The 23,592-nt window shown below is 63.0% G+C and carries 21 protein-coding genes and 1 pseudogene; 15 read left to right on the top strand and 7 right to left on the bottom strand.

Annotation, left to right across the window (positions count from 1 at the left end):
- Positions 1-108 precede the first annotated feature (108 nt).
- From ABEA06_RS10495 to ABEA06_RS10460, 8 genes are all read left to right on the top strand, one after another.
- Positions 109-1,200: a PhoH family protein gene (locus tag ABEA06_RS10495; protein WP_425559524.1), complete on the top strand. Its 1,092-nt coding sequence runs from the start codon at positions 109-111 to the stop codon at positions 1,198-1,200.
- On the top strand, positions 1,197-1,703 hold the full coding sequence (gene ybeY / locus ABEA06_RS10490; RefSeq protein WP_303382906.1) for an rRNA maturation RNase YbeY: 507 nt from the start codon (positions 1,197-1,199) through the stop codon (positions 1,701-1,703). The genes ABEA06_RS10495 and ybeY overlap by 4 nt, the downstream gene beginning before the upstream one ends.
- A gap of 32 nt (positions 1,704-1,735) precedes the next feature.
- Complete coding sequence (locus ABEA06_RS10485) at positions 1,736-2,782, top strand: GTPase Era (RefSeq protein WP_345311462.1); 1,047 nt, start codon at positions 1,736-1,738, stop codon at positions 2,780-2,782.
- A gap of 273 nt (positions 2,783-3,055) precedes the next feature.
- Positions 3,056-4,477 (top strand): LCP family protein, encoded by a 1,422-nt coding sequence (locus tag ABEA06_RS10480; RefSeq protein WP_345311461.1) that lies wholly within the window; start codon positions 3,056-3,058, stop codon positions 4,475-4,477.
- A 239-nt stretch (positions 4,478-4,716) separates the two neighbouring features.
- Positions 4,717-6,471, top strand: coding sequence for a 2-isopropylmalate synthase (gene leuA, locus ABEA06_RS10475; RefSeq protein WP_345311460.1), 1,755 nt, complete (start codon positions 4,717-4,719; stop codon positions 6,469-6,471).
- A 124-nt stretch (positions 6,472-6,595) separates the two neighbouring features.
- Positions 6,596-7,351 carry a DNA repair protein RecO gene (gene recO / locus ABEA06_RS10470; protein WP_345311459.1) on the top strand — a complete coding sequence of 252 codons (756 nt, stop codon included), beginning with the start codon at positions 6,596-6,598 and terminating at the stop codon, positions 7,349-7,351.
- Positions 7,352-7,371: 20 nt separating this feature from the next.
- Positions 7,372-8,157, top strand: a complete 786-nt coding sequence (locus ABEA06_RS10465) for an isoprenyl transferase (RefSeq protein ID WP_425559523.1) — start codon at positions 7,372-7,374, stop codon at positions 8,155-8,157.
- Between the two features lie 93 nt (positions 8,158-8,250).
- On the top strand, positions 8,251-9,345 hold the full coding sequence (locus tag ABEA06_RS10460) for a quinone-dependent dihydroorotate dehydrogenase (RefSeq protein WP_345311457.1): 1,095 nt from the start codon (positions 8,251-8,253) through the stop codon (positions 9,343-9,345).
- Positions 9,346-9,450: 105 nt separating this feature from the next.
- Here the strand turns inward: ABEA06_RS10460 and ABEA06_RS10455 are convergent, their stop codons facing one another.
- On the bottom strand, positions 9,451-10,047 hold the full coding sequence (locus tag ABEA06_RS10455) for a DUF3043 domain-containing protein (RefSeq protein ID WP_345311456.1): 597 nt from the start codon (positions 10,045-10,047) through the stop codon (positions 9,451-9,453).
- 86 nt (positions 10,048-10,133) lie between these two features.
- On the opposite strand from ABEA06_RS10455, the gene ABEA06_RS10450 reads away from it, so the two are divergent.
- The 6 genes and pseudogenes from ABEA06_RS10450 to ABEA06_RS10425 all read left to right on the top strand — a co-directional run.
- Positions 10,134-11,546: a dipeptidase gene (locus ABEA06_RS10450; protein ID WP_345311455.1), complete on the top strand. Its 1,413-nt coding sequence runs from the start codon at positions 10,134-10,136 to the stop codon at positions 11,544-11,546.
- Positions 11,547-11,625: 79 nt separating this feature from the next.
- Positions 11,626-11,994: a HesB/IscA family protein gene (locus ABEA06_RS10445; RefSeq protein WP_303383088.1), complete on the top strand. Its 369-nt coding sequence runs from the start codon at positions 11,626-11,628 to the stop codon at positions 11,992-11,994.
- A gap of 258 nt (positions 11,995-12,252) precedes the next feature.
- A complete protein-coding gene (gene ctaC, locus ABEA06_RS10440; protein ID WP_459076758.1) occupies positions 12,253-13,116 on the top strand; it encodes an aa3-type cytochrome oxidase subunit II in 864 nt (287 codons plus the stop codon).
- 10 nt (positions 13,117-13,126) lie between these two features.
- Positions 13,127-14,848, top strand: coding sequence for an aa3-type cytochrome oxidase subunit I (gene ctaD, locus ABEA06_RS10435; protein ID WP_345311454.1), 1,722 nt, complete (start codon positions 13,127-13,129; stop codon positions 14,846-14,848).
- Complete coding sequence (locus ABEA06_RS10430; RefSeq protein WP_303383468.1) at positions 14,845-15,249, top strand: cytochrome c oxidase subunit 4; 405 nt, start codon at positions 14,845-14,847, stop codon at positions 15,247-15,249. The genes ctaD and ABEA06_RS10430 overlap by 4 nt, the downstream gene beginning before the upstream one ends.
- Before the next feature lie 362 nt (positions 15,250-15,611).
- Positions 15,612-16,146, top strand: a pseudogene (locus ABEA06_RS10425) (DDE-type integrase/transposase/recombinase); the annotation flags it as partial.
- 881 nt (positions 16,147-17,027) lie between these two features.
- On the opposite strand, the gene qcrB reads toward ABEA06_RS10425, so the two are convergent.
- From qcrB to ctaE, 4 genes are all read right to left on the bottom strand, one after another.
- Complete coding sequence (qcrB, locus tag ABEA06_RS10420; RefSeq protein WP_345311452.1) at positions 17,028-18,698, bottom strand: cytochrome bc1 complex cytochrome b subunit; 1,671 nt, start codon at positions 18,696-18,698, stop codon at positions 17,028-17,030.
- On the bottom strand, positions 18,698-19,792 hold the full coding sequence (gene qcrA, locus ABEA06_RS10415) for a cytochrome bc1 complex Rieske iron-sulfur subunit (RefSeq protein ID WP_425559522.1): 1,095 nt from the start codon (positions 19,790-19,792) through the stop codon (positions 18,698-18,700). The genes qcrB and qcrA overlap by 1 nt, the downstream gene beginning before the upstream one ends.
- A 72-nt stretch (positions 19,793-19,864) precedes the next feature.
- Positions 19,865-20,656, bottom strand: coding sequence for a cytochrome bc1 complex diheme cytochrome c subunit (gene qcrC, locus ABEA06_RS10410; protein ID WP_345311450.1), 792 nt, complete (start codon positions 20,654-20,656; stop codon positions 19,865-19,867).
- 60 nt (positions 20,657-20,716) lie between these two features.
- Positions 20,717-21,355, bottom strand: coding sequence for an aa3-type cytochrome oxidase subunit III (gene ctaE / locus ABEA06_RS10405; protein ID WP_345311449.1), 639 nt, complete (start codon positions 21,353-21,355; stop codon positions 20,717-20,719).
- A gap of 209 nt (positions 21,356-21,564) precedes the next feature.
- Here ctaE and trpD point away from each other — a divergent pair, with 209 nt between their 5' ends.
- Positions 21,565-22,593 (top strand): anthranilate phosphoribosyltransferase, encoded by a 1,029-nt coding sequence (gene trpD, locus ABEA06_RS10400; protein ID WP_345311525.1) that lies wholly within the window; start codon positions 21,565-21,567, stop codon positions 22,591-22,593.
- A gap of 93 nt (positions 22,594-22,686) precedes the next feature.
- Here the strand turns inward: trpD and ABEA06_RS10395 are convergent, their stop codons facing one another.
- A complete protein-coding gene (locus tag ABEA06_RS10395; protein ID WP_303382179.1) occupies positions 22,687-22,965 on the bottom strand; it encodes an Lrp/AsnC family transcriptional regulator in 279 nt (92 codons plus the stop codon).
- Positions 22,966-22,995: 30 nt separating this feature from the next.
- Positions 22,996-23,367: a DUF3054 domain-containing protein gene (locus tag ABEA06_RS10390; RefSeq protein WP_345311448.1), complete on the bottom strand. Its 372-nt coding sequence runs from the start codon at positions 23,365-23,367 to the stop codon at positions 22,996-22,998.
- Between the last annotated feature and the right edge of the window lie 225 nt (positions 23,368-23,592).

Here is a 23,592-nt window from a genome sequence, read left to right as displayed (position 1 = left end):
ACCGGTGGTCCAACATACCCACAGGTAAGGGCGGCGATGAACCCCGAAGTGCGTCCTGGGTGAAACCGTTATCAACCTGCAACATAACGAGCGGTAGGCTGGACCCCAATGACTGATCATGTATCCGGGGATGAACCGCAACCCCAAGACCACGAAGGCCACACGCGTGTTGTGGTGCACATGCCCGACCGTGACACCGCTTTGCGCGCCCTGGGCCAGGCGGACGCCACCCTGCGCCTGCTGGAGCAGAGTTATCCGAACGTGCGTATCACCGTGCGTGACATGGATGTGGCCTTGGACGGGCCGGTGCAGGACACCCGTTCGGCCGCGGCCCTGCTCGAAGAGCTCGTGGTGCTTGCCCAGCGCGGCACCGACATCACGGAACGGACCGTGATGCGCGTGACCCGCATGCTCCGCGACGCCGAAGGCATGCGCCCCGCCAGCGCGTTGGCCACGAGTATCTTGTCCACCCGCGGTAAGACCATCCGACCCAAGACCGTGAACCAGAAGCATTACGTGGACGCGATTGACGAGCACACCGTGGTCTTCGGTGTGGGCCCGGCCGGCACCGGTAAGACCTACCTGGCCATGGCCAAGGCCGTACGAGCCCTGCAGTCCAAAGAGGTCAACCGCATCATCCTCACCCGGCCCGCGGTGGAGGCCGGCGAGCGCCTGGGCTTCCTGCCGGGATCGCTCAACGACAAGATCGACCCCTACCTGCGCCCGCTCTACGATGCGCTGCACGACATGATGGACCCAGAGTCCATCCCTCGTCTCATGGAGGCGGGCACCATTGAAGTGGCTCCGTTGGCCTACATGCGCGGGCGCACCCTCAATGATGCGTTCGTGATCCTGGACGAGGCTCAGAACACTACGCCGGAGCAAATGAAGATGTTCCTCACGCGCTTGGGTTTCGGCTCGCGCATCGTGGTCACCGGTGACGTCACCCAGGTGGATCTCCCCGGCAGCACGTCATCGGGCCTGCGCCAGGTTCAGCACGTGCTCCAGAACATCGACGACATCGCGTTCTGTGAACTCACCGCCCAAGACGTGGTTCGCCATGAACTGGTGGGCGAGATCGTCTCCGCTTACGAACAGTTCGACACCACCAATCGGCATCGCAACGAAAGACGCCGCCGCAAGGACGAGCGCCGCGCGGCCGCCTCGACCACGGCCGAGCCAGGCCAAGAGCCCTCATGAGCGTCTCGATCGACACACCGTGGGAAACCCCGGAAGAACAAACGACCTTCCCCGAGTCCTACCGCGCAGTGGATCCGGAGCAACTGACGGCGTTGGCCGACCTCGCCTTCACGCGCTGGCACATCCACCCGGACACCGAACTGTCCATCTCGGTGGTCGACGAGGAACAAATGGCCGAGTTGCACATGCAGTGGCTGGATCTGCCCGGCCCCACCGATGTGATGTCCTTCCCCATGGACGAGCTGCGCGCCGGCACGGTCACCGAACCGAGCCTGGGTGTCCTGGGAGACATCGTGCTGTGCCCGCCCGTGGCACAACGCCAGGCAGAGGCCGCCGGCCACAGCACGCAGGACGAATTGTGCCTGCTCACCGTGCACGGCATGCTGCACCTGCTCGGACACGACCACGTGGAAGACACCGAGCGAGAAGCCATGTTCACCCTGCAGCGGGATTTGCTCGAAGAGTTTCTGGGGCACGAGGCACCCGTCGAAACCATGAAATAACCCCGCCCAACGCTTTGCGAAAGGACATGGAGATGTCTGAGGTTCATCACGACACCCCCGAACAGCAGTTCCGCGCGGGATTCGCCGTGTTCGTGGGCCGCCCCAACGTGGGGAAGTCCACGTTGACCAATGCCCTGGTGGGGCGCAAGGTCGCCATCACCTCCAACCGCCCCCAGACCACCCGCCACACGATTCGGGGCATCGTCCACCGTGCTGATGGTCAGCTCATCCTGGTGGACACTCCCGGGCTCCACCGCCCCCGCACCCTGTTGGGCCAGCGCCTCAACGACGTTGTGGCCGAGACCCTGGGCGAGGTGGACGTGATCGGCATGTGCATCCCGGCGGATCAAAAGGTCGGCCCGGGTGACCGATACATCGCACAGCAAGTTGCCGCCGCGGCCGGACGCAACCCCGTGGTCGCCATTGTCACCAAGGCGGATTCCGTGCCCCGCGACCGGCTCGCCGAGCAGCTGGTGGCGGTCACCGAACTCGGCCGCGAGGTCATGGCCGAAGAACAGGCCCAGCGCGAGCAACGACGACGCCGCCGCGCGGCGTCGTCGAACGTCGCCCCCGGCAACGAAAAGCCTCGTTCGGACCGGTCCGACGCCGGATGGGGCGACGTGATTCCCGTGAGCGCCAAGGACGGCTTCCAGGTCGAGGAACTCGCGGCGCTGCTCGTGAGCCTCATGCCCGAATCACCGGCGCTGTACCCGGACGGGGAGCTCACGGACGAACCGGAAATCACCATGATGGCCGAACTCATCCGCGAGGCCGCCCTGGAAGGTGTCCGGGACGAACTGCCGCACTCGCTGGCCGTGGTCGTTGACGAAGCCACCGAACGAGAAGGCCGCCCCGCGAACAATCCCATGCTGGACGTGCACGCGAGCCTGTTCGTCGAACGGCCTTCCCAAAAGGCCATTGTGATCGGCAAGGGCGGATCGCGGTTGCGGGAGATCGGCACCAAGGCCCGCACCCAGATCGAAGCGCTCCTGGGGACCAAGGTGTACCTGGATCTGCATGTGAAGGTCGCCAAGGAATGGCAACGTGACCCCAAGCAGCTGTCCCGACTGGGCTTCTGAGAACCCTTACGTTCTCAGGTGGGTTTAGGAAAAAGCCCATAACCTGTCTGGGATCCAAGCCCACATCACGTAGCGACGCAGGAGAAACATTCGGTGGAATCAGGCAGCACACACGGTCGTGCAACCCACACGTCACGTGAATCTGCGCCCCGGCACACTCCCACCCACCAGCAGTCGCTCCATGAGGATCATGAGTTCGAACACATCAACCTGAAGCAAACGGGCAGGCACCACCGTTCCCGTGATCACAGGCCCTCGGCGCGCCGGATCGCCGTGACCCTGGTCGTCTTCGGTCTCATCGCGGTTCTCGGGATCGGGGGAGTGGCTGCGCTGCGGCTCAGCAGCAACTTGAACAGCAGTCCGCTCAACCTGTCGGATGGGTCGTCCACTGTGGGCGAGGGTCCCTTGGACATCCTGGTCATGGGCTCGGACACTCGTGAGGGTTCCGGCAACAGCGAATACGGTGACGAGGACGACGCTGCCGGGCGCACCGACGTGATGATGCTCGTGCATGTCACCGAGAACCGTGACGCCGTGACCGTGGTGTCCTTCCCGCGTGACCTGCTGGTGGACATCCCCAAATGCACCGATCCGGAGTCGGGCGAGGTGTTCCCGGCCCACCGGGACATGATCAACTCCGCCATTGAAAACGGTGGTCCGGGATGCACCGTGGCCACGGTCAACCAGGTGGCCGGTGTCGACATCGACCACTTCATGCTCGCGGATTTCAATGCGGTCAAGGAATTGTCCTCGACCGTGGGTGGCGTGCAGGTGTGCGTGAACGACCCGGTGGATGATCCGAAATCCGGTCTGAAACTCCCGGCGGGTATTTCCTCGGTCGAGGGTGATCAGGCGCTGGCCTTCCTGCGTTCTCGTGCGGCATTCGGGGACGGCGGCGACGAGTCTCGGATCCGGTCACAGCAGTCCTTCTTGGCCTCGCTGACCCGCAAGATTCAGGACGATGGCACGTTGACCAACCTGCCGCAGCTCTACAAGATCGCCGAGGTCATGACCCAGAACCTACACGTGGACGAGGGTCTGACCTCCCTGCCCACACTGGTGGGTATCGCCGGGACGTTCGCCGGTATCGATCTGGGACGGATTGCGTTCGTGACCGTGCCCAGCGTCCCCAATCCCGAAGATCCCAACCGACTGATCCTGGACGAGGAGCCCGCCGAACGACTGTTCGGCACGCTCCAGCAGGATCGGGCGGTGACTGATGCGACGCCGTCGCCAAGCACCTCGGCTGCAGCCACCACGGAGGCCGCTTCAGCGGGCCCCACGGCCGAACCACTGCCGGCCGGCACCGAAGAAGCGGATGAGGAATTGGTCCCGCAGATCCAACCTTCACTGGTGCCGGTGACCGTGGACAATCGGTCCGGCGACCCGGATCGAGGAGGAGACATCGTCGACCTGCTCCAGGACGCCGGATACACCGAGACGGAAAGCGGCCGGACCGGCACGGCCCTGGCAGGAACCCAAATTTTCTACAACCCCTCGTGGGCCTCGGCCGCCGATGATCTCGCGGCCCTGCTCGGCGTCCCGGACAGCCAGCTGGTGGTCGACAACGAGCTGTCCGGCCTGCGGGTGTCGATCGGCCAGGACTTCACGTCCGGCGAGAAACTCGATCTCTCCGGTGCCCTGCCGGATGAGCTGAAGGGGCAAACGGCCGAGCAGTTCACGTGCCAGGAGTGAACCGCCCGCCGAGTGGCCGCCCGCTGCCGCCCACGGGCGGTAACCCTCGACATGATCGTGCGCATTTTCCGAACGGGACCCGCCCAAGTGGTACGTTGGATCACATGCGGCCAGGGAACGTGCGACTCCTGCTTATGTGCCGCAGCGGGGCCTCACCCATCTGACGGACGGCCGACCTACCCGCTGCGGAGTTTCGTGGTGCCGGCCCTATCTCATAGTCATTGAAAGGCCCGCTTTTCGTGAAGAATTTGCAGCGTCCCTCCGGTATGCCCGTGCACAAGTACACGCCGTACCAGCAGAATTTCCCGTTCGACATGTCGGACCGCACCTGGCCGGACAAGGTCATCACCACGGCACCCCGGTGGTGCGCGGTGGACCTGCGAGACGGTAATCAGGCTCTGATCGAGCCCATGGATCCCACCCGGAAGCTCAAGATGTTCGAGTTGCTGGTGGGCATGGGGTACAAGGAGATCGAGGTGGGTTTTCCCTCGGCCTCCCAAATTGATTTCGACTTCGTCCGGAAACTGGTTGACGAGGATCGGATTCCCGAGGACGTCTCCATTCAGGTTCTCACTCAGTCCCGTGAACACTTGATCGAGCGCACCTACCAGGCCATCGAGGGCGCACCCAACGCGATCGTGCACCTGTACAACTCCACGTCCCGGCTGCAGCGCCGGGTGGTGTTCCAGCAGGACATGGACGGCATCGTGGACATCGCCCTGACCGGTGCTCGCCTGTGCATGAAATACGAAGAGCAGCTCAAGGACACCAACGTGACCTACGAGTACTCACCCGAGTCCTACACCGGCACCGAGCTGGAGTTCGCGGCGCGGATTTGCAATGAAGTGGCCGAGACCTTCGAGATCGGTGACGGCCGACAAATGATCATCAACCTGCCCGCCACGGTGGAGGAAGCAACCCCCAACGTGTACGCGGATTCCATTGAATGGATGAGCCGTCACCTCTACCAGCGTGACGACATCATCATGTCCCTGCACCCCCACAACGACCGCGGCACCGGCGTGGCCGCGGCGGAGCTGGGTTACCTGGCCGGCGCGGACCGTATCGAGGGTTGCCTGTTCGGCAACGGTGAACGCACCGGCAACGTGGACCTGGTGACGCTGGGCCTGAACATGTTGACCCAGGGTGTGGACCCGCAGATCGATTTTTCCGACATCGACGAGATCCGCCGCACCGTGGAGTTCTGCAACCAGCTGCCCGTACCCGAGCGCAGCCCGTACGGCGGTGATCTGGTTTTCACCGCGTTCTCCGGTTCTCACCAGGACGCGATCAAGAAGGGCTTCGAGTTCATGGAAAAGGACGCCTCCGAGCAGGGCATCTCCGTGGACGAACTCGAATGGGCCGTTCCCTACCTGCCCATCGATCCCAAGGATGTGGGCCGCAGCTACGAGGCCGTGATCCGCGTGAATTCCCAGTCCGGCAAGGGTGGCGTGGCGTACCTGCTCAAGAGCGAGTACGGCGTGGACCTGCCCCGTCGCGCCCAGATCGAGTTCTCCGGCGTGGTGCAGAAATACACGGAGACCTCCGGTTCCGAGGTGACCGGCCAGCAGCTGTGGAACATTTTCACGGACGAGTACCTGCCGGCCCGCGAGAGCGGCGAGCACCGTTGGGGTCGCTACCGGATCTCCAGCATGTCCACCCACTCGGAGGACGAGGGCAATTCTGTCCTGGAGATCGGCCTGGACGTTGACGGTCAACGTCATGACCGCACCTCCCACGGCAACGGCCCGATCGACGCCTTGATCTCGCTGTTCAACGTCGAAGGCGTGGATGTGCGCCTGCTCGACTACTCCGAGCACACGATGTCCGCCTCAGCCAATGCGCAGGCCGTGAGTTTCGTGGAGTTGGCCGTGGGCGACCGTGTCCTGTGGGGCGTGGGCATGGACAACAACACCACTAGATCCTCGCTCAAGGCTGTCATTTCGGCCATCAACCGCGCGGTCCGCGACGCGCAGTTGGTGGAACAGGCTTAGGTCGCGTTGTCTTGTTCGAGCCGCCGACGCCGCTCGGTGACCTTCCGCACGGGGGGCCGCCGAGCGGCGTCGGCGCTTTCGTACGCCCATCCGGGTACCCAGGAGAACGTGGGAGACTAGGCCAGTGGCCGGTTCAACTTTTGCTTCTCGCTCGTACCGTGATGAAGCCGTGGTGCTTCGCACCTACAAATTGGCGGAGGCGGACCGCATTGTCATTCTCCTGACCAAGGACCACGGCCAGGTCCGCGCGGTGGCCAAGGGCGTGCGTCGCACCACCTCACGTTTCGGCGCGCGGTTGGAGCCCTTCAACGTGGCCACCCTGCAATTGGTGCGGGGGCGGACCTTGGACATCGTGTCGCAGGCGTTGGGCAAACGTTCCTACGGCGAACAAATCGGTGCGGACTACGCCAAGTACACGGCAGCGGCCGCCATGGTCGAGACCGCAGAAAAGCTGACGGCGGACGACTACGACACCGCGCACCAACATTATCAGCTGCTCATCGGCGCACTCTCCGCCGTGGCCCGCGGACTGCACGAACCCGGTCGCGCACTGGATTCATACCTGCTGCGAGCGGTATCCATTGCGGGGTGGGCCCCCAGTTTCGTGGACTGCGCCCGCTGCGGTGCGCCCGGTCCGCACCGATCCTTTTCCGCCGCACTCGGTGGCGCGGTGTGCCCGCAATGTCGCCCGCCGGGCTCAGCGGCACCGAGCGAAGCGACCTTCGTGCTGCTGCAAGGCTTGTGGGCGGGTGACTGGACAACAATCGATGCCGCGGACTCCAAAACGGCGCGAGCCGCCGCAGGACTGGTTGCCAGCTACATTCAATGGCACATGGAACGATCAGTGCGTTCCCTGAGCTTGGTCGAACGCACCGAATGATTCAGCAAAGGACTGTGAGCGTGAGCAAATTCACTCCGCCTCCGGCGCACCCCAGTGGCGCCACACCCCCGGCCATTCCCGAGCAGTTCAGACCCGGACACGTTGCCCTGGTCATGGACGGCAACGGCCGGTGGGCCAACGAGCGCGGGTTACCGCGTAACGAGGGGCACCGCGCGGGGGAGCGGGCCCTGCTCGATGTGGTGGCCGGCGCCATTGAGCTGGGCATCCCCCATGTTTCCGCGTACGCTTTCTCCACCGAGAACTGGAAACGATCCCCGTCCGAAGTTGCGTTCCTCATGAACTTCACCGGGGACGTGATGAAGCGACAGCTGCCCACGTTCCAGGAGTGGGGCATCCGTGTCCGCTGGGCCGGGCGTCGACCGAAACTGTGGAAGTCCGTGATCAACCGCCTCGAACATGCCGAGGAAGAGACCAGGGACAACGACGTGGTGACGCTCACCATGTGCGTGAACTACGGCGGCAGAGCCGAAATCGCCGACGCCGCCGCCGCCATGGGACGGGACGTTCAGTCCGGCCTCCTCGATCCGAAAGCGATTACCGAGTCCACCGTGCAGCGGTATCTGGACGAACCGGACTTGCCGGACGTCGATTTGTTCCTGCGGTCATCCGGCGAGCAGCGGATCTCCAACTTCATGCTGTGGCAATCGGCCTATGCGGAGCTTGTGTTCCTGGATGTCCTGTGGCCGGACGTGGACCGCCGCACACTGTGGCGCGCCGTCGAGGAGTACGCGAGCCGGGACCGACGCTACGGGGGCGCGGTGGATAAAGTCATAAAGGACAGTTGAAACTTAAACTGAAACTCTCAACACAGACTTCAGACACCACGGCGGGTTGATGTGCAGAATCACGCGACGGATGCCGTGTGTAAAACTGGGATCATGCGCTTGTATCCCACGTTCTTCAAAGTCGCGTTCTCCTGGATGGACGCGGAACTTGCCCACACGCTCGGTTTCGCCGGTATCAGGGTGCTGCACCGCAGCGGACTCGGGTCCGTTCTGAGTAGGTTCACGCGCCCCGATCCCGGCAGTGCGGTGGAGGTCATGGGACTTCGCTTTCCCTCGGCGTTCGGTCTTGCGGCGGGGTTCGACAAGGGCGCCACGGGAACCCACGCGCTCACGGATCTCGGATTCGGTCACGTGGAGATCGGTACCGTGACCGGTCAGGCCCAACCCGGCAATCCCAAGCCCCGCTTGTTCCGCCTGATCAAGGACCGAGCGGTGATCAACCGGATGGGATTCAACAACGACGGCGCGGCGGCGGTCGCCCCGCGGGTGGCCGCCACCTTGCAATCGCTGGAGGAGCAGGCTCTCAAGACCGGACTCGAGCGGCCCATCGTTGGTGTGAACATCGGTAAGACCAAGATGGTGGACCTCGAGCGCGCGGTGGGGGACTACGTCACGAGCACTCGAGCCCTTGCCCCCTACGCGGATTACCTGGTGGTCAACGTGTCCTCGCCCAACACCCCGGGGCTGCGGCAGCTGCAGGAGCTCGATTCGCTGCGTCCCCTGCTCGGGGCTGTGCGTGAAGAAGCCGATGCCGTCACGGGGCGTCACGTGCCTCTACTGGTCAAGATCGCGCCGGACCTGGCCGACGAAGACGTGCGGGCGGTCACTCAGCTGGCCTTGGACGTGGGACTAGAAGGAATTGTCGCCACCAATACGACCATTGCTCGCGAGGGCTTGGGCCTGCGCAGCACGGAGGACGAGGTCACCGCGTGTGGTGCGGGCGGGCTGTCCGGGCGACCCGTGCGGCGTCGTTCGTTGGAAGTTCTCAAAATGCTGCGCCAGCACGCGGGTGAGCGTCTGACGCTGATTTCCGTGGGCGGGGTGACCACCCCCGAGGACGTGATCGAGCGTCTCGATGCCGGCGCGGATCTCGTGCAGGGGTACACCGCGTTCCTGTACGAAGGCCCGTTCTGGGCGGCGAGAATCAACCGAGGGCTCAAGAAGGCGGCCCGCCGCGTTCGTGGCTGACGATCGAGCGGTCGGTCCCGAGTGCGGATCGAGGCGCGATGCACAAGGGGACCCGCACCGATCCGGTGCGGGTCCCCTTGCTGTGGCAGATGAAAAGGCCGGAGCCTACGCGGGGCGTTCCCCGCGGCGAACCTGCGGCTTGGGCAGTCGAAGTCGTCGAATGGTGAACGTGCGCATCGCGGCGTACCAGCGTGTGCCTCGCTGAATGTCCCCGAACTTGCGGCGCATCACGGACATCATGCGCGCGGTGGTGATGAAGGCGTCAATCACGCACAAGGCAATGTAGCCGTACATGATCCAGATGAACGTCAATCCAATGGCCTGGTTGGGCAGGAACAGGATGAACAGCATGAGGATCAGGAAGATCAAGACGAATTCGCCGATGTTGAATCGGGAGTCGATCCAGTCGCGGGCAAAACGGCGCTGAGGACCGCGGTCGCGGGGACCGAGGTAGCGTTCGTCACCGGCGGCCATCCCCGCCTGGGCCACGGCGCGGCGGTCACGCTCCACCTGGCGGGATTCCGCCTTGGCGATCTTGCGGTCGGCGGGGACCAGGGGTCGCCTGCGGGCGGCCTCCTGTTCCCTACGGCTGGGAGTGGGGCGGCCCTTGCCGCCGGCGACGGGCGCGGTCTCAACCGGCTCGCTCGAGGCGCCTACGGCCGTGGACCCCGTGGATTCATCTGCTTTCTTGCGTCCAAACACCGATCCAGGATAGCGGAGTCCTCGGCAGAACCTGCATCGTGGCTTATTCCGGCGGGTGAGGGTGACCCGGCGATAGTGTGGGGGTCATGAGTACCGAGTTCACCCCACTGGAACAGGACACCATCGAGGCGTTGCGGGCGACCGTGACCGGATCGCGAGAACAACTTCTGGGGGAGCTCTCCGAGCTCGTGGCCATCCCCGGTATTGCCTGGGAATCCTTCGACCCCCAGGACCTGGAGCGCAGCGCCCAGGCCGTGAGGGACCTGCTCGCCGAGCTGCCCTTCGACAGCGTGGACATCCTGCGGGTCGACCAGGATGATCGGCCCGGGCACCCAGCGGTCGTCGCTCGAAAGGCTCCGGCCGCGGGCTTTCCCACCATCCTCCTGTACGCCCATCACGATGTTCAGCCCCCGGGGAAACGGGAGCTGTGGAACACGGAACCTTTCGAGGCCGTCGAGAAGGACGGGCGGCTGTGGGGTCGTGGTGCCGCTGATGACAAGGCGGGCGTCATGGCACACATTGGTGCACTTCGGGCCTTCTTCGAGCACTGGGGTGAGGAACCATCCCTGGGTGTGGCGGTGTTCATCGAGGGCGAGGAAGAGGCCGGTTCGCCCGGCTTCGAGGCGTTTCTCGCCCGGTATCGTGAGCGGCTCGCCGCGGATGTGATCGTGATTGCCGACTCGGCCAACTGGGAAGTGGGAGTCCCCGCCTTGACCACGAGCCTGCGCGGTGTGGTGGGTGGCATCGTGGAGTTGTCCGTGCTGGACCACTCGGTGCACTCCGGGATCTACGGCGGCCCGGTTCTGGACGCCCCCACGCTGCTGGCCCGCTTGATCGCGACGTTCCACGATGACCGCGGCGCCGTTGCGGTGGCGGGTCTGCTTTCCGAGGACGACGTGGACGTCGACTATGTGGAGGACCGGTTCCGCGCGGACGCCGGCGTGCTCGACGGCGTGCAGCTGGCGGGAACGGGTTCGATTGCCTCACGCCTGTGGACCAAACCCGCGCTGTCCGTCACGGGTATCGACGTGACGGACGTGGCTACGGCATCCAACACGATCGCATCGACCGTCCGGGCCAAGCTGAGCCTGCGTATTGCACCGGGGCAGAACCCCAAGGACGCGGGGGAGGCCCTGCGCAAGCACATCGAGGAGAACGCACCGTTCGGCGCGCACGTGGACTTCTCCGTGGAGGAGGCCGGCCCGTCATTCCGCGCGGACACGCAGGCCCTCGGTTCCCAGATCGCCCTGTGGGCCTTCGAGCAGGCGTGGGGGCGCCCCGCCGTGAAATCCGGTATGGGCGGGTCGATCCCGTTTACGGCGACCCTCACGGAGGCGTACCCTGAAGCCCAGATCCTGATCACGGGTATCGAGGATCCGGACACGCGGGCTCACAGTGCCAACGAGTCACTGCACATCGGAGACTTCCTCCACGCGGTGACGGCAGAGGCACTCGTCCTTGCGGCGCTGGCCGAACAAGGCCGCCGCAACGCGGAATGATTCCCGCTCCCGCGGCGTTTGAAGTTTAATGAAAGGTTCGTTTCCGCGGACCGCCCCGGTTGGACAGAAAGCGAGCACCATGAGCGTCACCACCGACAACGAGACCACCCAGGACCTGCCGACCCACGAGGTCTTGCTGACCGACGTCGCCGCCCAGAAGGTCCGCGATCTCCTGGACCAGGAAGGCCGCACCGACCTGCGCTTGCGCGTGGCAGTTCAGCCCGGGGGTTGCTCCGGATTGATCTACCAGCTCTACTTCGACGAGCGAGTCCTAGACGGTGACCACACCCGCGACTTCGACGGTGTCGAGGTCATCGTGGACAAGATGAGCGTTCCCTACCTCAGCGGCTCCACGGTTGATTTCGAGGACAGCATTTCCAAGCAGGGCTTCTCCATTGACAACCCCAATGCGCAGGGTTCCTGCGCGTGCGGAGATTCCTTCCACTAGAAGCTCACAAACCCGGCAGAACGGGGTGAACCCAGCGCACCAATGCGCGGGGTTCACCCCGTTCTTCATGTGTCCAGCGGCATCGCGCACACGCTGTCTCAGTCCGCCCAGAATGGCGACACGGCACGGTGACACAGTGTCAGCAGAAGCGCCAGCCGGGAGGTAAGCTCTCTAGGGAGATCAATTAACGGGCAACGTGTGCCCTGTGCCCAGCACAGGCGGATACGGAGCTGACACAAAGAAGAGGAAGGGCCGTCTGTGAGTTCGCAAACTCGATCCGGCAGCCGCCGAAGCCGGATGCTCAAGGCCTCGGCAGTGGCAGTCCTGGCTGCGACCACGCTCACTGCTTGCTCAGAACAAGCCAAGGTGGGCTTCTTGCCTACCCAGCGTGGCACCACCGACAACGCGGACCACGTCATGGATCTGTGGATTGGTTCGTGGGTCGCAGCTCTGTCAGTGGGTCTGGTGACCTGGGGCCTCATGCTGTGGTGTATGATCGCCTACCGCCGTCGCAAGAACGAGACCGGCTATCCCCGCCAATTGGCCTACCACGCACCGCTTGAGGTCTTCTACACGATTGTCCCGATCGCCATGGTCGTATCCCTGTTCTTCTTCTCGGAGCGGGCGCAGACGGCCATTACGGCACGGCACGACAACCCGGACGTCTCCGTCCAGGTGTACGGCAAACAGTGGGCCTGGGACTTCAACTACCTTGACGACGATGTCTACTTCCAGGGTGTTCAGGCACACCTGACCGGTGAGGAAGGTGTGGAGGAAACTTTGCCCACCCTGTACCTCCCGGTAGACAGCCAAGTCGAGCTCGAAATCACGTCACGTGATGTCATCCACTCTTTCTGGGTTCCGGCTTTCCTCGAGAAGATCGACATGTTCCCGGAGCGCACCAACTACATGAGTTTCACTACCGGCCGCGAGGGTGTCTTCGCCGGCAAGTGTGCCGAGCTCTGCGGCGAGTTCCACTCCGAGATGCTTTTCAACGTTGCCGTTGTGAGCCAGGAGGAGTACGACGCCCAAATGCAGCAGTTGCGCAGCGAGGGCAATGTAGGCTCCGTCGGCGACGAGTACAACCGCAACCCGAACCAGAACGTAACGTCCAACAACTAGGGGATAGGCAATGTCTACGCTCGAATACTCGCGGGACGAAGCGGCCACGGTCGCTCCCCGTGTTGTGCCTCGGTCCAAGGGCAAGGTGATTGTCAATTGGCTCACCTCCACGGACCACAAGACCATCGGGTACATGTACCTGATCTCGTCTTTCGTGTTTTTCTGTGTCGGTGGCGTCATGGCGCTGCTGATCCGCGCGGAACTCTTTGATCCGGGCATGCAAATTTTGGAGACCAAGGAACAGTACAACCAGCTGTTCACCATGCACGGCACCATCATGTTGCTGATGTTCGGTACTCCACTGTTCATTGGTTTCGCCAACGTCATCGTCCCGCTCCAGCTGGGCGCTCCCGACGTAGCGTTCCCGCGTTTGAACGCCTTGGCTTTCTGGTTTTTCCTGTTCGGTTCCTTGATTGCCGTGGCCGGCTTCATCACACCGCAGGGCGCCGCATCCTTCGGCTGGTTTGCCTATGCGCCACTGAACAGCACAACGTTCAGTCCAGGAGTTGGCGGAGACCTATGGGTTTTCGGTCTGGGCCTGCAGGGCTTCGGCACCATCATGGGTGGTGTCAACTTCATCACCACCATCCTCTGTATGCGCGCCCCAGGCATGACCATGTGGCGCATGTCGATGTTCACCTGGACTACTTTGATTACGGCTCTGCTGATCATCATGGTTTTCCCGCCGTTGGCATCCGCATTGTTCGCCTTGGGTATGGATCGCCGACTGGGTGGCCATATCTTTGACCCGGAGAACGGCGGTGCCATCCTGTGGCAGCACTTGTTCTGGTTCTTCGGTCACCCCGAGGTCTATGTGATCGCCTTGCCGTTCTTCGGCATCGTTTCGGAAATTCTGCCAGTGTTCTCCCGGAAGCCGATCTTCGGGTACAAGGGTCTGGTGTTCGCGACCATCGCCATTGCCGCCCTGTCCGTGACCGTGTGGGCACACCACATGTATGTGACCGGTGCTGTGGCGCTAGGGTTCTTCTCGTTCATGACCATGATGATCGCGGTGCCCACGGGCGTAAAGTTCTTCAACTGGATCGGCACCATGTGGCAAGGATCATTGACTTTTGAAACTCCGGTACTGTGGGTGCTGGGCTTCTTGTTCACGTTCCTGTTCGGTGGGCTCACCGGCATCATCCTGGCTACCCCGCCGCTGGACTTCCACGTCTCCGACACGTACTTTGTGGTGGCCCACTTCCACTACGTGGTATTCGGCACGGTCGTATTCTGTATGTTCGCGGGCTTCTACTTCTGGTGGCCAAAGTTCACCGGCAAGATGCTCAATGAACGGCTCGGCAAAATTCACTTCTGGTTGCTGTTCATCGGCTTCCACATGACTTTCCTCATCCAGCACTGGCTGGGTGTCGATGGTATGCCCCGCCGTTACGCGGACTACATGCCGGAGGATGGCTTCACATGGATGAACCAGTTCTCCACATACGGTGCCATGTTGCTGGGTATTTCCATGATTCCGTTCTTCTGGAACGTCTACACCACCGCCCGCAACGGCAAAAAGGTAGAAGTGGACGACCCGTGGGGCTTTGGTGGCTCTCTGGAATGGGCCACATCTTGCCCACCTCCGCGTCACAACTTCACCTCCCTGCCCCGGATCCGCTCCGAGCGTCCTGCTCTGGACCTGCACCACCCCGAGTTGGCGGCGTTCTCCAGCCAGCAGTTCGATGCAGAAATGCCGATTGTCGGCGGATCTGGAAGGACCGGTCGATGAAAACTACTGTCAAAACCTTCATTCTCTTGGCCGTCTTCTGCCTGGTCGTCGGAATGGTGTACGGGTACCTCACCGGATTCCAGGAACTCGCCGGTTTCCCGGCACTGCTGGCCGTGGCGGCCATGAGCCTCATGCTCGCGGTGTACCTGTGGCTCGTGGACCGTTCCACCGGTGCCATGCTGCCTGAGGATCGTGAAGACGGCGAGATCGTGGAGATGTCCGGTGACTACGGCGCCTTCTCCCCGTGGAGCTGGTGGCCATTGCTGCTGGGTATCGGATGCGCTATTTTCGTGACCGCCCTTGCGGTTGGCTGGTGGATTATCGGTCTGGCGGTCCCCGTTGTTCTCCTGGGCCTGATCGGTCTCATTTTCGAGCACTCCCGCGGGGAGCACGCCCACTGATGTAGGCGTTCTATCCTCCGAAGAAGCCCTCCTCGTTGCGACTGCCGCGAGGAGGGCTTCTTTATGCCCGAGACTCGGAACTGCAGTTGCCTTCTCGTTCTATTCGGCCGGGTTCCGCTCAACCTGCGCCTTCGACAGAGCAGCGGGTGCGGTAGTAACGAGCGAAGTGAAGCCAGTTCAGTAACGGGGCCATACGGTGCTAGGGGCTCCGTGCAGGTGCGCTTTGGCATGATGCCCAGTTCGGTGCAGGCCTGGGCCCGGTCGCAGGAGTGGTAGTGCGAGGCCGCGCACCTGGCCGGGTGGAGCCGAAGGCCATCCGACACTATGTCGCAGCCCGCGAGGCGGGTCGGCCAGTGACCGGTCCGGACCGACGGCCCAGGATGATTGACAAATTTCTGCCGAAGATGGCGGAATGGGTCGAGCGCTTCAAGGGCAGGGCCCGCGCGGATGTCATCCCCGGCGGGCTCGTGGGGCTGCGCTCGACCGGGGTCGAGCGGACCACCCGCAGGGCCCTGGTTGCAGGTCGACCGGGGGGAAGGCCCGCGGGTGCCGGGCCCGGATGGGACGCTGCGGCGGACGTGGCTGTTCCACGCCAGGCTGGCCTGGTCCAGGGTCCGGGTAGTGATCCCGGTGTGGGACCAGACCACGCCGAGCCTGATCGCCTGCCTGGATGCCACCCTGCGCCGGATCGGCGGAGCCCCCACTCACGTGCTCACCGACAATCCCCGCACCGTCACCGTGGGCCACGTCGGCGGAGTCCGGTACGGCGCCCGCAGATCGTCGAGGTGGCCCGGCACTACGGCACCCGGGTCCCGTACCTGCGTGCCGTACGATCCGGAGTCCAAAGGCGGCAAGGTGGCCACGGTGAAAACCGTCAAGGCCGACCTGGTGCCCACCTAGGCCAACCTCCTGGGCCAGTACGGCTCATTCGCCGAGCTCGACGCCCTGCAGGTAGCCCTGAGTGAGCCACGGGGTGGCGCGGATTCACCACCACTGCCACCACGAGCAAGGAGCCCACCGCGTGAACTCAACCTTCAAAACCTTCACTGCCTTCTCGGTGAGACCGGCACCGCCTTTGCCCGATGACCTCACCGAAGTCCTCAATTGAGTCAGGATGCCCCATCTGCGAGCCCGTGGCCCCAGAGGTGTTGGCACGGCCAAGGCCCAGCGCTGGGACCCCACCGAGGTGCTGCGCGGGCGCTGTCGGCCGAGGTGCTGCGCGTGCGGTTGCCCGAGGAGATCCGGGGACGGGACGAGGCCACCGAGACCGCCCGCCGCAAGGCTGCCGGGTTGCCGGCTTGCAAGGCCTTCGATTCCTGGCGTGCCTTCATACCGACCACCCTGGCCACCGCGGCCGTGGACCGGCTCCTGCACCACGCCCACGACATCGTCACCGAGGGCGCCTCACTTCGTCACGCCTATGCCGCCGCAGGACGTGGGGTCAAACCCCCTGCCCTAACCAGCCGGGAGATCAACGGTCCGTCGACAGGGAGATCATGTGTTTGCCGAGAGGGAGAACGGATGTCCGCCCGCAGGGAAGTTCCGGTGTTCCTTGACACCGGAAGGCGAATTGGACCGGGCCCAAGCCGGACCGCTCGGTGGAGGCACCAGGTGAGCGGTTAGATACTGAGGCTGTGATCGCGTGGTCGGTAGTAGTCCACGTGAGCTGCATGCGGCAGACGGGGGAGAGAGAACATAAAGATGCCCCCGAGGTGAACCTCAGGGGCATCTTCACGGGCGATCTGGGCGACCACCGGGCTTACTTTGACGAACTTGGCCTACTTGTCAAGCTGGGCCGTGTGGGACCCTGCACCAACAACCTCGCGTGCGTGGTCATCGTGGTGACCGTGTGCCGCATCGAGCTCCTTGGGCGTCACGGGTGCAACTCGGTCCTCGAAGTACCAGCTGCTCAAGCGGCCGCGGAGCTTCTCGGTCCCGGTCACCTTACCCTTGGCATTGGCACGAGCGGGCTGAACTTCAATGTCTTCGAAGTTCACCAGACGGTAGCGCTTGTACTCGTCCAGCGGTTCGTGAACCTCCACGAATTCGCCGTGCGGCAGCGCCTGGATTCGGCCCGACTCGCGGCCGTGCAGGACGATCTCACGGTCCTTGCGCTGCAGTGCAAGACACATGCGGCGAGCAATGATGAAGGCCAGGATCGGTCCGAGGAAGTACGCGGCACGCAGCCAGTACGTGACGTCGTTCAGGCCCACGTGGAAGTGGGTTGCAATGAGGTCGGAGCTGGCCGCCATCATCTGGATTGCGTAGAACGCGACGGCAGCGGCACCAATTCCGGTACGGAACGGAGCGTTACGGGGGCGGTCCAACACGTTGTGCACGTGGTTGTCCTTGGTTACCCAGCGCTCGATCCACGGGTAGGCAAACATCGCCACGAACATCAGACCAATAGGCATCAGCGGGAGCAGAATAGCGAGCGGCACCGCCCAGCCGAAGATCGACACCTCCCACGAGAACGGCCACGAACCGGGCATCAGGCGCAGCGCACCGTCCGGGAAGCCCATGTAGAAGTCAGGCTGCGAACCGGCCTGCACCGGGGAGGGGTCGTACGGCCCGTAGTTCCACACAGCGTTAATGGTGGTGGTTGCCGCCAACGTGGCCAGGAGACCGAACACGATGAAGAAGAAACCGCCGGCCTTTGCTGCGTAGACCGGACCCACGGGGAAGCCGACAACGTTGTTCTCGGTGCGGCCGGGGCCGGGGTACTGGGTGTGCTTGTGGATGACCACCATGAAGAGGTGAACCACAATCATCACGAGAATCAACGCGGGGATGATCAGCACGTGGGCGATGTACAGGCGGCCGATGATGGCCAGGCCGGGGAACTCGCCACCGAACATGAACATCGACATGTAGGTACCGACCACGGGGATCGCCTTCAACATGGCATCCGCGATGCGCAGACCGTTACCGGACAGAACGTCGTCCGGGAGGGAGTAGCCCGAGAAGCCGGCGACGATCGCCAGGAGGAACAGTACACAGCCGACAACCCAGTTGAGCTCGCGCGGGCGGCGGAACGCACCGGTGAAGAACACGCGGAGCATGTGCACGGACAGCGCCATCACGAACATCAGTGCCGACCAGTGGTGGAGCTGACGCAGGAACAGGCCACCACGAATGTCGAATGAAATGTTCAATGTGGAGGCGTACGCGCCGGACATTTCCACGCCCTGCATGGGCACGTAACTACCGTCGTACTCCAGGGAGGTCATGGTGGGGTCGAACCAGAAAGCGAGGAACGTACCCGATAGCAGGAGGATGACAAAGCTGTACAGTGCCACCTCACCGAACATGAAGGTCCAGTGGTCGGGGAAGATCTTGCGACCGAATTCCTTGACCATGGGGGATACGCCCGCGCGGGTGTCCACGAAGTTGGCAATCCGCCCGGAACTGGTGCGGGGTTGATACTCGAAATCAGTAGTAGATGACATTAGCTTGCCTCACCCTGCATATCTCGGACTGCGAAATCGCGTTGCGAATAGGTGGGTCCCACTGGCTCGTGGAAGTCACTACGTGCAACGAGGTATCCTTCGGAATCAACTGTAATGGGCAACTGGGGCAACGGGCGAGATGCCGGGCCGAAAATTACTTCACATTCGTTCGTGAGATCGAAGGTTGACTGGTGGCACGGGCACAGCAGGTGGTGCGTGTGCTGCTCGTACAGCGCAATGGGGCAACCGACGTGGGTGCAGACTTTCGAATAGGCGAAGATGCCGTCCACGTTCCAGTCTTCACGCTCCGCGGAGACATTGACCTTGTCCGGGTCGAGACGCATGAGCAGCACCACGGCCTTTGCTTTCTCGTCCAGGTAGCCATCGTGGTGACCCAGGTCGGCAAGGTTCTCGGGAACCACGTGGAATGCAGAACCCAGCGTGACGTCCGAGACCTTGATCGGGGTACCGGAGGGATCGCGTACCAGGCGGGTGCCCTCTTCCCAAATGGTGTGGCGCAGTACCGTGAGGTCCGTGGGTCCCAGGTCGCGGAGCAGGCCGACGAAGGGGAGCGGAGCCAACACCGCGGCACCGATCAAGGTATTGCGTAGCAACGGCCGGCGCTTGATACCCGACTCGTCGTAAATGGTGGTCAGGATCTCCTGAGCCTCCGCGCGCTGCTCTTCGGAGCGTACGTCGTGGCGTTCTTCCACCAATTCGTGGTCCGGCATGAGGGTGCGTGCCCACTGAACGACGCCAATGCCGATGCCGAACATTCCGAGCGCAATGCCCAAACCCAGCAGCAGGTTCTGCAGGCGCAGCTGGCTGGTGGGTTCGGTATTCACCACGTCGTACATCGGTCCCTCGACTCGGATACCGAAGTACGCGATGAAGAACAGAATTGATCCGAGGACCGAAATGATGAACAGCAGTACTACCTGCCGTTCCGCACGCTTCGCAGCTTTGGGGTCAACGTCTGTCACACGAGGACGGTGCGGCGGAAGTCCCGGGTCGGGGAACTGGTTCCTAGCCGCTCCGTCCGAGGTGACAACCGCCCCGCTGTGCTGGGGAGTGCCGTCACGATGGTCGCCCATGTGGTCCCTCATTCTTCTCTTGATGCTTTGAATAAAATTGTGTCAGATTGCCGGCCGTACCGGCTGTTGCTCTCAGGCGGAGCGCGAGGTGAGCCATACGGTGAAACCGATCACGACGGCTAAACCGAGGCTCCAGATCAGAAGGCCTTCAGACACCGGGCCGAGTGAACCGAGACCGAAACCACCCGGGTTGGTGTTGTTGTCCAACGCCTTGAGGTAAGTGATCACGTCACGCTTTTCCTCGGGGGTGATGTTGGCGTCATTGAACACCGGCATGTTCTGAGGGCCGGTTTGCATGGCCTCATAAATGCGGGCCTCGTCGACGCCCATCAGGGACGGGGCGTACTTGCCGCGTGTCAATGCACCACCGGCGCCGGCGGCGTTGTGGCACATGGCGCAGTTGGCCAGGAAGACCTTGGCGCCGTTGGCGGAGTCACCCTTGGTGACGTCCAGGTACTCGTCCTCGGGGATGGCGGGGCCAGCGCCGAGGGAGGCCACGTAGCCGGCAAGCTGCTTGGTCTGTTCTTCATTGAACTGTTCCGGCTTGACCTGTGCCTGGGGGCCCTGCATCTGCATGGGCATACGGCCGGTGCCGACCTGGAAGTCAACCGAAGCCGCACCCACACCGATGAGGCTGGGACCGGCCTCGGTGCCCTCGGCGTTCAAGCCGTGGCAGGTGGAGCAGTTGGCCAGGAACAACTTTTGGCCTTCTTCAATGTCCTGTGCCGAGTAGGTTGTGGTCTCGGCCTTGGCTTCGTTGGTGGTTGTGGCAACTGCATAGAGTCCACCGGTGAGAAGCAAAGCCATGACGAGCAGTGCGAGAACTGCCAGGGGATGGCGGCGCTTTTGTGAGAGTGCCTTCACGTCAAACGTTCCTTTTACTCGGTACTTGGAGACTGGGATGGGGTGAATCGTTCCTGCTGGCTACTGAATGAAGTAGACCAGGATGAACAGGACGATCCAGACGACGTCCACGAAGTGCCAGTAGTAGGAGACCACGATGGCCGAGGTGGCCTCGTAGTGTCCGAACCGCTTGGCAACGTAGGCGCGGCCCATGATGAACAGGAATGCGATCAAACCGCCGGTCACGTGGATCGCGTGGAAGCCTGTGGTGATGTAGAAAGCGGAGCCGTATGCGTTGGCCGCAATGGTGACGCCCTCTGATACCAACACGGAGTACTCGTAGACCTGGACCGAGACGAACACGGCACCCATCAGGAAGGTGAGCGCGAACCATTCGGTCAGGCCCCACTTGGTGAACTGGAAGATGCTGCCGGTGCGGCGCGGCTGGAGACGCTCAGCCGCAAACACGCCGAACTGGCAGGTCACGGAGCTGAGCACCAGGATGATGGTGTTGATCAATGCCAACGGAACGTTGAGCATTGACGTCATTTCCCCCCACAACTCCGGAGAGGTTGCGCGAAGGGTGAAGTACATGGCGAAGAGACCGGCGAAGAACATCACTTCCGAGGAGAGCCACACGATGGTGCCCACGGAAGTGAGGTTGGGGCGATTGATGTTCGCGCCTACCGGTTTGGCTGGGGTATGGGTTGCAGTTGTCACAGAGACATTATGTCGCCAAAACTCTTCCTGAACCAACCACCGAGCCCTTCCGGCGGTGTCGTGTCGTGAACCAAGTGCTTCCCTTGCGCCGTATTTTGGCGCCCGCCCAGTTGTGGACGGGGAATCGGGGCCGATCCCCGGCTTCGTGCGCACCGAGAAACTGGCGGTAGAGTCGAATTGTGACTACCTCAACTGGCTCCCCATCAAGCATGCACTGGCCGAACCTCCTGACCTCACTGTCGCGTGGTCAGGATCTCACCTGGCGCGAGTCCTACTGGGCCATGGACACCATCATGAACGGTGAAGTGTCTGATGCAGTCATCGCGGGGTTCCTCATGGCCTTGCGCACCAAGGGTGAGACGGTCGATGAACTCAACGGTCTCGCGGACGCAATGGTCGAGCACGCGCGCGCCGTGAATGTCCCCGCGCCCGCACTGGACATCGTGGGTACCGGGGGAGACCGGTTGTCGAGCGTCAACATCTCCACCATGTCGGCGCTGGTCTGCGCCGGCGCCGGGGTGCGCGTCGTGAAGCACGGTAACAGGGCGTCGTCGTCGAAATCGGGGTCCGCCGACGTTCTCGAGGCCCTGGGAGTGCACCTGGACATGCCCGTGGACAAGGTGGAGAAGGCGGCATCGGACGTGGGCATCACGTTCCTTTTTGCGCAGACGTTCCACCCCTCCATGCGTTTCGCCGCGATCGCGCGCAAGGCACTCGGGGTGGCCACCGCGTTCAATTTCCTGGGGCCGATCACCAATCCGGCCAAGGTCAAGGCATCCGCGATCGGCGTGGCCGATGCCGCCCTCGCACCCCTGATGGCCGGTGTCTTCCAGAATCGCGGCGATCGCGCGCTGGTTTTCCGTGGCGGGGACGGCTTGGACGAATTGACCGTCACGGCGCCGTCGGACGTGTGGGAAGTTCGTGACGGCCAGATCACGCAGCACTCGCTCGAACCGCTGGATTTCGACATGCCGCGAGCAACCATTGAGGATCTCCGGGGTCAGGACGCCCAATACAACGCGGGGGTCGTGCGCGACATCCTCGGCGGTTCTCGCGGCCACATTCGTAATGCGGTGTTGCTGAACTCCGCCGCCGGTCTGATGGCCGTGGACGAGAGCGCCCACGGGCAGTTCCAGGATCGTTTCGGCACCGCTATTGCACGCGCGGCCCAGGCAATCGACTCGGGTGCGGCCCAGGACCTGCTGGATCGCTGGGTGCGGTACGCGGCGTCGGCCTAGTCTCGACGCTTGATCCACCAACGACGACGCCGCTCGCCCGGGTTCGTCCCGGGGAGCGGCGTTGGTCGTGGTCGTGGCCGCGGACGGTGTCGGTTAGTCGATGCCCAGTGAAAAAGCGGCGTCCAGATCATGCTCACTGTAGGCGCGGAAGGCGATGTTCGTGTTGGTCGAGACCACACCCTTCACCTTGGACATCTGGTCTGCGATGACGTCTGCCAGGCGCTCGTGTTCGCGCACCCGCACCATGGCGATCAGGTCCCAGTCACCGGTCACGGAGTAGACCTCGGTGATGCCCTTGATGTTGGAGATGTCATGGGCTACCTCCGGGATGCGGTCCGCGGTGGTCTTGATCAACACAATTGCAGTGAGCATGTGAATCCTTTCTCGACGTCTGTCATCAGCCTAACGATTCAGGCGGGCCCAGCTGATCAGTCGGCTGATCAGGCGATAGCCCAGCAGGAACAGACCCAGAACTGCCAAGCTCACGAGCACGAAGGCCAACGCTGTGCCCTGGCCCGTGAGCATGCGCAGGAGCATGCCTACGATCTCCGTGGACAACCAAATGACCACTCCGGTGGGAAAGAGAGCGGCGGGCCTGCGGCGCGCCCGGACCACGACCCATCCAACGAGAACACCCACCAGGAATGGCCAGGCCGTCTCCAGGGCGCCCCAGGGGCTTTGCTCGTGGGCATTACGCCCGAGCGCGGCGAAGATGGCCACCAGAACGAGATCCGCGATCAGATACCCGGGCCACCGAGTAGGGGAGGCAGCCACATGCTGCGGCAAGGTCCTGCCGGTTGACGCGGGGGACGGGGAAACGGACGAAGACACAGGATGGGACATACAACCCAGTCTAGGCCCGCTTGTAGATTAAACATTCAGCTGAAAGTTCAGATAAGTGATTAAACCATACTCCGAAACATTAAATGGGGGGAGCCGTCTGCGCACCGCCGGTGCTGGCCAGGTCCACCGGGGGTGTCTTCACGCGGCATGTGCGCG

Origin of the sequence: Kocuria gwangalliensis, from assembly GCF_039544365.1 — a bacterium.
GTDB classification, from domain to species: domain Bacteria; phylum Actinomycetota; class Actinomycetes; order Actinomycetales; family Micrococcaceae; genus Kocuria; species Kocuria gwangalliensis.
Note: the sequence above shows the minus strand (reverse complement) of the source record. Positions and strands in the feature narration are given on the sequence as shown.

Coding starts and splice junctions, on each gene's coding strand:
- ABEA06_RS10395 (WP_303382179.1), bottom strand. CDS start 22,965: ATGCTCACTGCAATTGTGTTGATCAAGACCACCGCGGACCGCATCCCG.
- ybeY (WP_303382906.1), top strand. CDS start 1,197: ATGAGCGTCTCGATCGACACACCGTGGGAAACCCCGGAAGAACAAACG.
- ABEA06_RS10445 (WP_303383088.1), top strand. CDS start 11,626: ATGAGCGTCACCACCGACAACGAGACCACCCAGGACCTGCCGACCCAC.
- trpD (WP_345311525.1), top strand. CDS start 21,565: ATGCACTGGCCGAACCTCCTGACCTCACTGTCGCGTGGTCAGGATCTC.
- ABEA06_RS10460 (WP_345311457.1), top strand. CDS start 8,251: ATGCGCTTGTATCCCACGTTCTTCAAAGTCGCGTTCTCCTGGATGGAC.
- qcrA (WP_425559522.1), bottom strand. CDS start 19,792: ATGGGCGACCATCGTGACGGCACTCCCCAGCACAGCGGGGCGGTTGTC.
- ABEA06_RS10430 (WP_303383468.1), top strand. CDS start 14,845: ATGAAAACTACTGTCAAAACCTTCATTCTCTTGGCCGTCTTCTGCCTG.
- ABEA06_RS10495 (WP_425559524.1), top strand. CDS start 109: ATGACTGATCATGTATCCGGGGATGAACCGCAACCCCAAGACCACGAA.
- ctaD (WP_345311454.1), top strand. CDS start 13,127: ATGTCTACGCTCGAATACTCGCGGGACGAAGCGGCCACGGTCGCTCCC.
- ABEA06_RS10450 (WP_345311455.1), top strand. CDS start 10,134: ATGAGTACCGAGTTCACCCCACTGGAACAGGACACCATCGAGGCGTTG.
- ABEA06_RS10485 (WP_345311462.1), top strand. CDS start 1,736: ATGTCTGAGGTTCATCACGACACCCCCGAACAGCAGTTCCGCGCGGGA.
- qcrB (WP_345311452.1), bottom strand. CDS start 18,698: ATGTCATCTACTACTGATTTCGAGTATCAACCCCGCACCAGTTCCGGG.